Origin of the sequence: Amycolatopsis ultiminotia, from assembly GCF_039536925.1 — a bacterium.
In the GTDB taxonomy this organism is placed as follows: domain Bacteria; phylum Actinomycetota; class Actinomycetes; order Mycobacteriales; family Pseudonocardiaceae; genus Amycolatopsis; species Amycolatopsis ultiminotia.
The window spans coordinates 216,610-230,340 of sequence record NZ_BAAAZN010000005.1; the positions used below are offsets into that span (position 1 = coordinate 216,610).

Genomic DNA, 13,731 nt, shown 5'->3' on the forward strand with positions numbered 1-13,731 from the left:
TGCGGTCGTGGGCGGGCGCGAGCGTGCCGTTCACGATCAGCAGCGTGCGGCGAGGCGGGTGTCTCCGGCCTGTCCCGTCGACGGTGCGGCGGCGCCGAGCGCACCGTCGAGCCAGGTGACGTGGTTTACCGGATCTTCTGTCTCGATCGTGGTCACGGCAGGAAAGCGGGTGAGACTCACCGCGGTTCGAAACCCGTGCCGGCAAAGGTTCGCGTGCCCCGCATCGGGCCGGGCACGCAACCGTCGGAAGTTCGGCTCCCGCGGTGGCCGGCCGCTGCGTTTCGATCCGTCCGGCTGCCGCGAGCGCGATGCTGTCGAGTGCGGGATCAACCGCCTCAAGAGACATCGCACGGTCGCCGGGAGATACGACAAGCTTGCCGTCCGCTCACGCTTGCCGACTCAGGCGAGGTGCTTGCTGAAGAACTCGACCAGTTTGGCGACGGCCGGAGTCACGTACTGGTCGCGGTCGTACAGATCGACGTGGGTGGCGCCGTCGACGAGGAACAGCTCGGCGTTGCCGGGGCTGTCGGCGACGGCCTGCTCGGAGAACCCGCGGGTCACCGCCTCGGTGCCGGCGATCATGAGCAGCGGGCGAGGCGCGATCTTGGCGACGTCGGCGAAGGAGTCGAACTGGTCGAGGAGATCCGCACTGCGCACCACCACGTCGCCGGTGGAGCGCGGGTGCCTGCCGCGGGGCGTCTTGTAGTAGTCGACGAACTCGGCCGTCGGTGCGGGGGTCTCGGCATCGGCCTTCTCCGGCAGCACGGCAAACGTTGCCGCGGGCTCGCCGGCGGCTTCGGCACTGCGGAGGTTCCCGGAGTTCGCCACCATCTGCTGCCAGCCCTCGGGGTCGGCCCCGCGGAAGAAGCTGGGCACGTCGGTCCCGGAGACGCCTGCCACCGCCTTCATACGGTGGTCCGTCTGGGCGGCGTAGGGCACGTAGGCGCCAGAACCACACACGCCCATCACGCCGATCCGGTCGGAGTCGACCTCGGGACGGATAGTGAGGTAGGAGACCGCGGCACGGAAGTCCTCAGCGCGTTGGCAGGGGTCCTCCAGGCCGCGGGGCGTGCCCTCGGATTCGCCCTGGAAGGCGGCGTCGAAGGTCAGGACGGCGAACCCTTCCTTGACCAGGCGTGTGGCGTACACCGCCGGGGACTGCTCCTTGACCCCGGTCGTCTGGTGACCGATGACAATCGCGGCGAACGGGCCGTCGCTGTCCTCGGGCAGGTAAAGGTGGCCGGCAAGCTGCAGGCCGTTGGTCGGGAATCGGACGTCAGTCCTCATGTTCTGCTCCTGGGGGATCATTGCCGGCCGGCGATCTGCGGGCCGGTATCCACTGTCCGGCCGACCGCCGGGGCCCGGGAAGGTCGGGCTGCTTCCTAGGAAGGATCTATCCCACGCAGGGCCGCTGCCCGGGTGTCATGCTGGCGGGGTGACCGGTTCCGAGCACCTTCGTGAGCTCGGTGAGTTCCTCAAGCATCGTCGTGGCGAGCTCACCCCGGCGCAGGTCGGGCTTCCCGAGCGCGCGCACACGCAACGCCGTGTGCGGGGGCTGCGCCGCGAGGAGGTGGCTGAGCTCGCCGCAATCAGTACCGACTACTACGTACGTATCGAGCAGGGCCGACTGGCACCGTCGCCGCCGGTGCTCGAGTCCCTCTCCCGGGAGCTGCGGCTGGACGGCGACCAGCGGACGTACGTGGAAGGGCTGGTCGGCCAGGCCGCGCGAGCTGGGCACCGCAAGACGCCGCGGCGGTCCGTCCGCCCCAAGGTGCACCCGCACCTGACCCGGTTGCTCGGCCAGCTCACCAACACGCCCGCCATCGTCTTCGGCCCACGGCTCGACATCCTCGCCTGGAACCCACTGGCCGCAGAGCTGCTGTGCGACTTCGCGGCTGTGCCCGAGTCCGAGCGCAACTACGTCCGGATGGTCTTCACCGACCCGGTGATGCGTGAAATCTACCCGGAGTGGGAGGACGTGGCCCGCACCTGCGTCGAGGTCCTGCGGATGGAAGCCGGAACGAACCCGACCGATCCAGCCCTCACCGCTCTCGTGGGCGAGCTGGCCGTTGCCGATCAGCAATTCCGGGTCTGGTGGGCCGAGCACCGCGTCGCGCACCAGGACTTCGGCAGCAAACGCATCACCCACTCAGTCGTCGGCGAACTCACTCTCGACTGGGACACCTTCCGCTACGCCGGTGCACCAGAACAGCAACTGGTGCTCTGGTCGGCCGAAGCAGGCACCCCGGACGCGGAACGGCTGGTCAATCTGGCCCACGACACAGCCCCGCACCCCTGACCGCCCTGAGCACACCGGACTACGAGACATCCGCTCGGTCACCGAGGGAACAGGTGACGGTTCGGAGGTCAATGGCCGCCGAGTGAGTCGAGCCAGCGCCGGAGGTGCGTGGCGGTCTCGGCCGCTTGTTCCTCGATGATCGAGAAGTGCTGTGCCTCGATGCGCTCGACCGGTCCATCGTGTTGCCAGCCGGGGACGGGGCAGGCGTCTCCGAAGCTGCTCAGCGTCGTGGTGGCCCGCAGATTCAGCGTTGGCGCGGCGATCGGCTTGGCCTCGCGCTCGGGATATATCCGCACGTAGCCGCCCATGGCGACCAGGCCGTGATCGTCGACCGGGGTCAGTGCGTTGTCCCGGGACAGGATCTGCCCCAGCGCGTCGGTGAGCACGAGGCGGTTGAGTTCGTGGTCTTCCGGGGAGTAAGTGTCGATCATCGCGACGCCGGCGAGCTTGGCTCCGTCGTCTTCGAGCCGCCGGGCGACCGCATGGGCGAGCGCACCACCGGCCGAATAGCCGATCAGCGCCACCGGGCTTCGCTCGAGTTCCGATGCGACGGCGGCGGCCAGGCTCTCGATCGCCGCCGCCCAGTTCGCCGGCAGATCGTCGCTGGTGCGCATGCCGGGCAACCGCAACGCACTGATCTGCCGCTCGCCGCCCAGTTCACGGGCGAGGCGGGCGAACTGGTGCGGGCCCGATCCCGCCAGGAACGAGGGGATGCAGACCAGTGCCGGTGCCGCGGCACCACGCGCCAGCAGCTGCGCATCCGGGCGCTGTGCGGCGGCCTCGTCCAGGTCGTACGTGGTCATCAGAGCCGAGCTCGCGATCAGCAGGGGCATCGCCGCGGCCAGCTCACCGCGACGATGCGCCGCCGACACCAGGTCGGTGATCGTGCCGCGCAGACCGGTCGGTGCCTGCTCGACCACGCCGGTGTCGGATTCCTCGATCCGCGACCGCACCAGTTTCGCCACCTCGGCGGCAGTCGGGTGGTCGAAGATCAGCGTCGACGGCAACGTCAGCCCGGTCAGCTGTGCGAGGCGGTTCCGGAATTCGACGGCACCGAGGGAATCGAAACCGAGCTCGGTGAACGGCGCGTCCGGGTCGATCGCGTCACCGGAGAGGTGGCCGAGGACCGCCGCAGCGACGTTGCGCACCTCTCGCCCGAGCACCCCGTCGCGGTCTGCGTCGGGCAGTGCGGCCAGCTGCTGCGCCAGACTGACACCGGCACTCGCGGTGGCCGGGGGAACCCGGATCATGCCGCGCAGTACCGCGGGCAGTGTGCCGCCGCTCGCCAGTGCAGTGAGCGCAGCCGTGTCCAGCAATGCCGTTGTCGGTGTCGCCCGATCGGTCGCGAGTGCGTTGTCGAACAGCGCCATCCCGGACTCCGGGTCGATCGGGATCAGGCCCAGCCTGGCCCGGATCTGGCGGGCGTACTGCTCGGCGCCTTCCCCGCCGAGTATCCCGGCCATACCGACGGTCCACAGTCCCCAGGCCAGTGCGTGCGCAGGCAGCCCTGCGCTGCGCCGCACGCGTGCCAGCGCGTCCAGCACGCTGTTCGCGGCGGCGTAGTTGCCCTGTCCTTGTCCGCCGAGCAATGGTGCCGCGGACGAGAACAGCACGAACGCCGACAGATCCAGATCGCGGGTCAGCTCGTGCAGGTGCAGTGCGGCGTCGACTTTCGGCGCCAGTACCCGGGTCGTCTGCGCGGTGGTGAGGGTATCGAGCGTGCCGTCGTCCAGGACGCCTGCCGCATGGATGACGGCGGTCAGCGGGGCGTCGGCGTCGATGTCGGCCAGCAAGTTCTGGACCGCGGCGCGTTCGGTGACGTCGCACGCCACGACCCGGACGCGGGCGCCGAGGTCGGTCAGCTCGGCGACCAGTTCGGCGGCACCGTCCGCAGCGGCACCGCGCCGTGCTGCCAGCAGCAGTCGTTGTGCGCCGTGCGCTGCGACCAGATGCCGGGCGACGATCGCACCGATGCCACCAGTGCCCCCGGTGATCAGCACCGTGCCGTGGCCGAACGACCGCGGCTCGCCCGGTTCGGTGGCGGGCAGCGGCTGCAATCGCGGTGCCAGGAGCCGACCGTTGCGGACGGCCAGGTGCGGTTCGTCCTGGGCCACGGCGTCGGCGAGCGACTTGATCGCCACGGCGTCGCCGTCGTGGTCGATGAGCAGGAACCGGCCCGGATGCTCGGACTGTGCGCTGCGTACCAGACCTGCCACGGCGGCTCCGACCAGGTCGGGTTCCTCGCCGGGCAGCCCGGCGGCCCCGCGCGTCACGATCACCAGCCGGCCGGGGTGTTCGGCGGCTATCCATTCCTGCACCAGCGCGAGCGTCCTGAGCACGCCGGCATGCACATCTCCGGCACCGGCTCCGCAGGGTGCCTGCCATACCGCCGTATCGGGAACATCTTGCAGTGCAGTAAATTCCGCGAGATCGACACAGCTTGCCAGTGACTCCGGGGCCTCGACGGTCGCCGGGTCGCCGAGCACGACGACGCGCCCGATGTCCACTTTGGATACTGCTGGCACGGCGACCCATTCGAGGTCGAACAACGGTGCCGCGCCGCGCAGCCGGGCCAGTGCCTGCCGCTCGATCGGGCGGACCCGCACCGACTCCACGCTCAGCACGAGGGCACCGGTCTCGTCGACCGCGTCCACGCAGAAGGTGTTCGGTGCGGTGCGGGCGATCCGGGCGCGCAAGGCCCCCACGCCGGACTGTGCCAGCTGCACACCGTCGAAGGCGAAAGGCAGCGGCGCCCGGCCGTCCGGCCCGCCATCGGCTAGATGGCCGACAGCAGCGTGGAATACCGCGTCCAGCAGTGCCGGATGCAGTCCGAAGGCGGTGGCGCGCGCCGCGGTGTCGGTGTCGAGCGCCAGTTCGGCGAACACTTCCTCCCCGCCCGACCACACGGCGCGAACCCCCTGGAACACCGGGCCGTACCCGAAGCCGAGGTCGCCGAGCGCGCGGTACACCTGCTGCCCGTCGACCCGATCGCCCACGACCGGAGGCCACACCTGTGACCAGTCCGGCGCCACCGTCGGCGCGGCAGGCGTGAGCAGGCCATGGGCATGCAGCACCCAGTCGTCGGCGGCGCGGGAATGGATGGTCACGGTCCGGTGCCCGTCGGGGTCGGGTTCGCCCACCGCGAGCTGAAGATCCGCGGCACCATCGGCCGGGAGAACCAGCGGTGCCGCGAGCACCAGTTCCGCCACGCGCGGCACGCCGAGCCGGACGCCGGCGGCCAGAGCCAGTTCCACGAATCCGGTACCCGGCATCAGGACCGCGCCGAAGACAGCGTGGTCGGCGAGCCACGGGTGTGTGCGCAGCGAGAGCCTGCCGGTGAACAGCCACTCGTCCTTGCCGGCGAGCTGCACCTTGGCGTGCAGCAGCGGATGGTCGGCGGAGTCGGCGCCGGCAAGCGGCGCAGCGGGCTCCGCGGGCAGCAGCCAGAATCGTTCGTGCTGGAAGGGGTAGGCAGGCAAGGTGATCCGTGCCTGCGGCCGCGCTCCGAAGTAGTCCGCCCACCGCACCGGCCGGCCCGCGCAGTGCGCGGTTGCCAGCGCGGCAACCAGCTGCTCGGGTTCGGCGACCGTGCGCCGGGATCCCGCCACCACCGATGCGTGCGCGGCGGGGTCTGTCTCCACAGTGGCGCGCGCCATGGCCGTCAGCACCGCGTCCGGGCCCAGCTCGACGAACAGGCGCACCCCCGAATCGAGCAGGGACTGCACCGCCGGGGCGAAGCGCACTGCCGCGCGCACCTGCTGTACCCAGTACCCGGGCGTACCCACCGAATCGTCGGCGAATGTGCCGGAAACCGTGGAGCACAACGGTATTCGCGGCTCGTGATACGTCAGGTCCGCGGCGATCTCCGCGAACTCGGCCAGCATCGGATCCATCAGGGCGGAGTGGAACGCGTGGCTCACCCGCAGCCTGCTGGTCTTGACCCCCTCGGCCGCCAACCTCGACTCGAGTGCCGATACCGCCTCGGTGTTCCCGGAGAAGACCACCGCGCCGGGACCGTTCACCGCGGCCAGCGAGACCGCCTCGGCAGCACCCGCCGCCAGCAGCTCCACGGCCCGCTCCTCCGGCACCGCGGCGGCCAGCATGCTTCCGCCGGCCGGCAACGCCCCCATCAACCGGCCCCGGGCCGCAACGAGCCGGCACGCATCCGGCAACGACCACACCCCGGCCACATATGCCGCGGCCAGCTCACCGATCGAATGCCCGGCCACCACGTCCGGCGTCACCCCCAACGACTCGACCAGGCGGTACATCGCCACCTCGAACGCGAACAGTGCGGGTTGCGCGTACTCGGTGCGGTCCAGCAAAGTCTCGGCAGTCGCGCCGCTCGCTTCCTGCTCGGTGCCGGTGCGCTCCGCGCCGAACATCACCTCCCGCAGCGAATTCCCCAGGTGGGCATCGAACTCCGCGCACACCTGGTCGAATGCGGCCGCGAAAGCCGGGAACGCCCGGTACAGCTCAGCGCCCATCCCGATCCGCTGCGCGCCCTGACCGGTGAACAGGAACCCGGTCGTGCCGGTCTGACCAGTGCCGCCGACGATGCCCGGTCCCGGCTCGTCGGCTGCCAGGCGCGCCAAGGCCGCCAGCAGCGTCTCCCGGTCCGCGCCCACGACCGCGGCACGCTGCTCGAGCCGCGCACGGTGCAGCGCCAGCGTCACCGCGACGTCGGTCAGGTCGAGCTCGGGACGTTCGCGCAACGCGTCGTGCAGGCGGCGCGCTTGGGTCCGCAGTGCGGCAGTCGTCCGCGCGGACAGCAGCAGCGGCACGGCCGCCGGACACGGCAGATCGACCGGCCGCTGCGGGACCGCGGGCGCCTCTTCGAGGATCACGTGCGCGTTGGTCCCGCTGATCCCGAACGACGACACTCCCGCCCGGCGCGGACGCTCCCCTGCCGGCCACGACTCGGCCTCGGTCAGGATCTGCACCGCGCCCGCCGACCACTCCACGTGCGGCGACGGTGCGTCGACATGCAAGGTCGGCGGCAACATCTCGTGCCGCAGCGCCTGCACCATCTTGATCACACCGCCGACCCCGGCAGCCGCCTGCGTGTGCCCGATGTTCGACTTCAACGAGCCGATCCGCAGCGGCTCGGCGCGATCCTGTCCGTAGGCGTTGATCAGCGCCTGCGCCTCGATCGGGTCGCCCAGCGTGGTGCCGGTGCCGTGCGCCTCCACCGCGTCCACTTCGGCCGCGGCCAGCCCTGCATTGCCCAGTGCCTGCGCGATCACCCGCTCCTGGGACGGACCGTTCGGTGCGGTCAAACCGTTGCTCGCACCGTCCTGATTGATCGCGCTACCGCGGATCACGGCCAGCACCGGACGCCCGTTGCGCTGTGCGTCGGACAACCGCTCGAGGGCGAGCACGCCGACGCCTTCGGCCCACGAGACACCGTCCGCGGCACTCGAGAACGCCTTGCAGCGCCCATCCGGTGACAACGCCCGCTGCCGGGAGAACTCCAGGAACAGCAGCGGAGTCGACATGACCGTCACCCCGCCGACCAGGACCAGCGACGTCTCCCCCGCGCGCAATGCCTGCGCCGCCAGGTGCAGGGCCACCAGTGAAGACGAACATGCCGTGTCTACTGTCACCGCTGGTCCCTCCAGGCCGAGGGCGTAGGACACCCGGCCGGAGACGACGCTGCCGGCCGACCCGGTGGCCAGATAGCCTTCCGCAGCACCGTCGGCGGCCTCGCGTGCCGAGTAGCCGTAGTCCTGGTACATGACGCCCGCGTACACCCCGGTGTCGCTGCCCCGCAGTGCGATCGGATCGATCCCCGCGTCTTCGAGCGCTTCCCAGGACGTCTCCAGCAGCAACCGCTGCTGCGGGTCCATCGCCGCCGCCTCACGAGGCCCGATCCCGAAGAAGGCGGCATCGAAATCACCTGCGGTGTGCAGGAATCCGCCTTCTCGGGTGTAGATCTTGCCGGGTTTGCCGGGGTCGGGGTCGTACCGGTGGTCGAGGTCCCAGCCACGCTCGCCCGGGATCGGGGCGATCGCGTCGACGCGCCCGGCGATCAGTTCCCAGAGCTGATCCGGATTCTCGACGCCACCGGGATACCGGCAGCTCATGCCGACGATCGCGATCGGCTCGTCGGCCCCGGCTCTGGTACTGGTCGTGACCGGGCGCGTAGGCGCCGAACCGTCGACCCGGGTACGCAGGAAGCCCGCGACAGCGACGGTGGTCGGATAGTCGAACACCAGCGTGGACGGAAGCCGGACACCGGTGGCAGCGGTCACCTTGTTGCGGAACTCGACTCCGCCGAGCGAGTCGAAACCCAGTTCGGTGAACGGGGTTTCGGGGTCGACCGCGTCGGCCGACTCGTGGCCGAGGACCGCGGCGGCGATCGCGCGGACCTCATCGCGGATCAGCGCCTCCCACCGATCGGCGGGGGCGTCGAGCAACCGCCGGCGCAACGGGCTGTCGGCGATCCGGCCACGTGCGGGCAGCTGGATCAGGCCGCGCAGCACCGCAGGCAGCGTGCCGAGCCGGCCCAGCGCGGTGAGCGCGGGGGGATCGAGCAGCGCGGTCATCAGCACCGGTTCGCCGGTGGTCACCGCGTTGTCGAACATCTGCATGCCGATGTCCGGTTCGATCGGGGACAGCCCGAGCCGCGTCCGGATCTGCCGCACCAGATGGTCCGCGCCCGGGTCGTTCAAGGACTCCGCCATACCGCGTTTCCACAGCCCCCAGGCCAGCGAATGCGCGGGCAGACCGGCGCTGCGGCGCGCCTGGGCGAGCGCGTCCATCGCCGCGTTCGCGGCCGCGTAGTTGCCCTGGCCCTGCCCGCCGAGCAACGGCCCGGCGGAGGAGAACAGCACGAACGCCGACAGGTCCAGATCGCGGGTGAGCTCGTGCAGATGCCAGGCGGCATCCACCTTCGGGGCGAGCACCCGATCCACCTGCTCGGCGGTCAAGGTTTCGATGGTGCCGTCGTCGACCACGCCCGCGGTGTGCACGACGGCGGTCACCGGTTCGGATTCCAGCAGTGCCGCGACCGACGCGCGGTCGCTGACATCGCACGCGGCGACGCGGACGTCAGCGCCGAGCGCGGTCAGTTCGGTGACCAGTTCCTCGACGCCGGGCGCCGCGAGGCCACGGCGCGAGGCGAGCAGCAGTCTGCGCACCCCGTGCCGGGTGACCAAATGGCGTGCGGTGACGGCACCCAATCCGCCTGCTCCACCGGTGATCAGGACCGTGCCATCGCCGAAGGGTTTGCCGGTCGACTCGGCGGTGGTCGTACGAATCAGCCGCGGTACCACCGTGGCGCCGTCGCGGATCGCGAGCTGTGGTTCGTCCGTGGCGGCTGCGGCGGCGATCCGCCGGGGCAGGTCCGCTAGATCTTCGAGGTCACTGTTGTCGAGGTCTACGTTCACGATGCGCCCCGGGTATTCCGATTGCGCACTGCGAACCAGGCCGCGGACGGCCGCTGCCGCCGGGTCTGGGGTCTCGCCGGGCAGACCGGCGCCGTTGCGGGTCAACACGATCAGCGTCGAGTCGGCGCAGCCCGGTTCGGCAAGCCAGTCGCGCAGCACTGCGAGGGCCTTGTGCACGGCAACGCGGATCGTCACGGGGATGTCGGCGCCGTCCGCTGCCGTTTCGGGCGACCAGACGACAGTCGCGCCGCGCTGGCCCTCGTCTGCCGCGAACGCCGCGATATCAACGAAAGTCTCGGCACACCCTGCGACGGGCTGGTCCAGCGCGACCAGTTTCCGGTCCGGCACCGCAGGTGCCGTCACCGGCGTCCAGTCGAGAGCGTAAAGCGGGTTGCGGGCACCGGCGAGTGCGCGCGCGTCCGCGGGGCGGGCGAGCACGGCGTCGACCGACAGCACCGCGGCACCGGTGGCGTCGCAGGCGTCGATGCGCACCTTTTCCGGCCCCAGCCGGCTGATGCGGGCGCGGACCGCGGTGGCGCCGGGCCGGAACACCCGGACACCGCCGAAGGAGAACGGCAGCGGCAGTTTGCCGTCGGTCAGATCGTCGGCGAGTCCATTAAGGACAGCGTGGAAGATTGCGTCCAGTAGCGCCGGATGCACTCCGAAACCGGCCGCCCGGCCCGCTGTCGTCTCGTCGAGGGCCACCTCGGCGAACACTTCGTCACCACTGGTCCAGGCGGCGCGTACGCCTTGGAAACTCGGGCCGTAGCCGAATCCCAGGTCGGCGAGCCGTTCGTACAGCGGGGTTCCGTCGATCGGCGTGCCGTCGGCCGGCGGCCAGTCGGGGTCGGTCCACTCCGGTGGGACGTCGTCGGCGGGGGCGAGGGTGCCGGTGGCGTGCAGCGTCCATTCCGGGTCGGACCGAGCGGTGCCGGTGACGGCACGCGAGTGGATCGACAGGCGCCGACGGCCGGTGTGGTCCGGCTCGGTCACCGACACCTGCACGTCCACGCCGGCAGCACCGTCGAACAGCAACGGCGTGGACAGCACGAGTTCGTCCACGACGGGCAGTTCCAGGCGGTTGCCCGCGGCCAACGCGAGATCCACGAACCCGGTGCCGGGCAGAAGTATCGCGCCGAACGCCGTGTGGTCGGCGATCCACGGCTGGTCGGTGGTGGAAAGCCGACCGCTGAACAGCCATTCGTCGCGGCCGGCGAGCGGCGCGGCGACGCGCAACATCGGATGATCGAGCGCGGCGAGACCAGCGCGGCCCAGGTCACCGAGCGCACCGTCGTCAGGCTGCACCCAGTAGCGGCGACGCTGGAAAGCGTAGCCTGGCAAGTCGAGGTGGGTGACCGGCTTTCCCGGTGACAGCGGCGCCCAGTCGAGCGCAATGCCCGAGCAGTGGGCGCCGGCAAGCAACCGCAGGAACTGGTCCGCCTCGTCAACGTTGCGTCGTGCCGCCGCCGCGATCAGCGAGCGGGACGCCACTTCGCCGGTCAGTGTCTGGCGGGTCATCGCCGTCAGCACCGCGTCCGGACCCACCTCGACGAACCGGCGCACGTCCGCGTCGACGAGGGATTGCACCGCCGGAGCGAACCGCACGGCCTCGCGCACCTGCCGTACCCAGTACTGCGGCGTCTGCAGCTCGGGACCGGCCGGTGCACCGGACACCGTGGAGCACACACCGATTCGCGGTGCTTGATACGCCACCGATTTGGCGACCCGCTCGTACTCGGCCAGCATCGGCTCCATCAACGCCGAATGGAAGGCGTGGCTGACCGTCAGCCGGTTCGTCTTCACGCCCTCGGCCATCAGCCGTTCCTCCAGCGCGGCGATCGCCGCCGACTCGCCGGAGAACACCGTTGCCACAGGCGCATTCACCGCCGCCAGTGAGATCGTCCCGTCCGCGGCCAGTTCCAGCGCCCGCTCCTCCGGCACCGCGGCGGCGAGCATCGCGCCCCCGGGCGGCAACGCGCCCATCAAGCGGCCCCGAGCCGCAACAAGTCGGCACGCGTCCGGCAACGACCACACCCCGGCCACATACGCCGCGGCCAGCTCACCGATCGAATGCCCGGCCACCACATCCGGTGTCACGCCGAACGACGCCAAGAGGCGATACTGCGCCACCTCGAACGCGAACAGCGCAGGCTGCGTGAATTCCGTCCGGTCAAGCGGGCACCCGGCATCGCCGGCGGTCTCGCCGAACATCACCTCGCGCAGCGAAACGCCAAGCAGGGCATCGAATTCCGCGCACACCTCGTCGAGGGCAGCGGCGAACACCGGGAAATCGGCAGCCAGCCCTGCGCCCATACCGACCCGTTGCGCGCCTTGCCCAGTGAACAGGAACGCCGTCTCGCCCGCGGTGACGGCACCGGACACCGCACGCGGGGACTCCGAACCCGCAGCCAGCGCCGCGAGGCCCGCGAGCAGACTCTCCCGGTCGGCGCCGAGTACCGCGCCACGCCGATTCAGCTGGGCGCGCGCAACGGCCAGGAAGGCAGCGACCTCGGCGTCGTCGGCCTCGGGGTGGTCGGTGAGCCAGGCCAGCAGCCGACTGGCCTGTGCCCGGAGCGCGGCGTCCGACTTGGCCGAAAGCAACCACGGCATCGATGGGCCGGACTGCGGCTGTTGCACAAAAACATCCGGTTCGCTCGCCGGTTGCGGTGCCGCTTCGAGGATCACGTGCGCGTTGGTCCCGCTGATCCCGAAGGACGACACACCTGTCCGACGTGGACGGTCCAGCTCCGGCCACTGCCGTGCCTGCGTCAGCAGTTTCACCGTGCCCGCCGACCAATCGACCTCCGGAGTCGGCTCGGCCACGTGCAACGTCGAGGGCAAGACCCCGTTGCGCATCGCCATGACCATCTTGATCACACCAGCGACACCCGCCGCAGCCTGCGTATGCCCGATATTCGATTTGACAGAACCCAGCCACAACGGGTTTTCGTCCCCGCGGGCCTTACCGTAAGCAGACGCCAGCGCCTGTGCCTCGATCGGATCACCCAGCCGGGTGCCCGTACCGTGCGCCTCCACAGCATCCACTTCGGACGCCGACAACCGCGCATTGGCCAACGCAGCCCGAATGACCCGCTCCTGCGAAGGCCCATTCGGCGCAGTCAGCTGGCTGCTCGCACCGTCCTGGTTCACCGCGGTACCACGGACCACCGCCAGGACCCGATGCCCGCTGCGCTCCGCATCCGACAGCCGCTCCAACACCAGCAGGCCCACGCCTTCGGCCCACCCCGTGCCGTCCGCCGACGACGAAAACGCCTTGCACCGACCATCCGGAGCCAACCCACGCTGCCGAGAAAACTCCACGAACGTCCCCGGCGTTGCCATCACCGTCACACCACCGGCAAGCGCCATCGAACACTCACCCTGACGCAACGCCTGGGCAGCAAGGTGGAGTGAAACCAACGAGGATGAGCAAGCCGTATCAACCGTCACCGCCGGGCCCTCCAACCCGAAGGTGTAGGCGACACGACCTGACGCGATACTGCCCGCGCTTCCGGTCAGCAGGTAGCCCTCGAAGTCCTCGGGCGCTTGGGGGATCCGGGAACCGTAGTCGTCGTACATGACACCCGCGTACACCCCGGTACGGGTGCCCCTCAGCGCGGTCGGGTCGATCCCGGCATGCTCGAAAGCCTCCCACGCCGTCTCCAGCAGCAACCGCTGCTGGGGATCCATCGCCGCCGCCTCACGCGGACTGATCCCGAAGAACTCGGCATCGAACCGGTCCGCGTCATACAGAAACCCGCCTTCACGGGTGTAGGAGGTGCCCAGCTGGCCGGCATCCGGATCATAGAGCTTTTCCAGGTCCCAGCCGCGGGACTCGGGGAAGGTACCTACTGCGTCGCGCCCGGCGCGCACCAGCTCCCAGAAGTCTTCCGGAGAGGCGACCCCGCCCGGCAACCGGCAGGCCATGCCCACGATCGCGATCGGCTCATGCGCACGCTCCTCCAGATCCTGGACCCGCTGACGGCTCTCCCGCAGGTCGAGCGTCGCCCGCTTGAGGTAGTCGCGCAGTTTTTGCTCGTT

Annotated in this window: 2 protein-coding genes and 1 pseudogene; 1 reads left to right on the forward strand and 2 read right to left on the reverse strand. The window is 70.3% G+C overall.

Features of this window, described 5'->3' with window-relative positions; all coding sequences use genetic code 11:
- Positions 1 to 399: 399 nt before the first annotated feature.
- The gene (locus ABD793_RS13995; protein ID WP_344859670.1) at positions 400 to 1,287 is read right to left on the reverse strand and encodes an alpha/beta hydrolase; all 888 of its coding nucleotides are present in this window, start codon (positions 1,285 to 1,287) and stop codon (positions 400 to 402) included.
- 148 nt (positions 1,288 to 1,435) lie between these two features.
- Between ABD793_RS13995 and ABD793_RS14000 the strand changes: the two genes are divergently transcribed.
- Positions 1,436 to 2,299 (forward strand): helix-turn-helix domain-containing protein, encoded by an 864-nt coding sequence (locus ABD793_RS14000; protein WP_344859673.1) that lies wholly within the window; start codon positions 1,436 to 1,438, stop codon positions 2,297 to 2,299.
- A 68-nt stretch (positions 2,300 to 2,367) separates the two neighbouring features.
- On the opposite strand, the pseudogene ABD793_RS14005 reads toward ABD793_RS14000, so the two are convergent.
- Positions 2,368 to 13,719 (reverse strand): annotated as a pseudogene (locus ABD793_RS14005) (type I polyketide synthase); the annotation flags it as partial.
- Between the last annotated feature and the right edge of the window lie 12 nt (positions 13,720 to 13,731).

Excerpts from the sequence above, each read along its gene's own strand:
- ABD793_RS13995 (WP_344859670.1), bottom strand. The coding sequence starts at position 1,287 with ATGAGGACTGACGTCCGATTCCCGACCAACGGCCTGCAGCTTGCCGGC.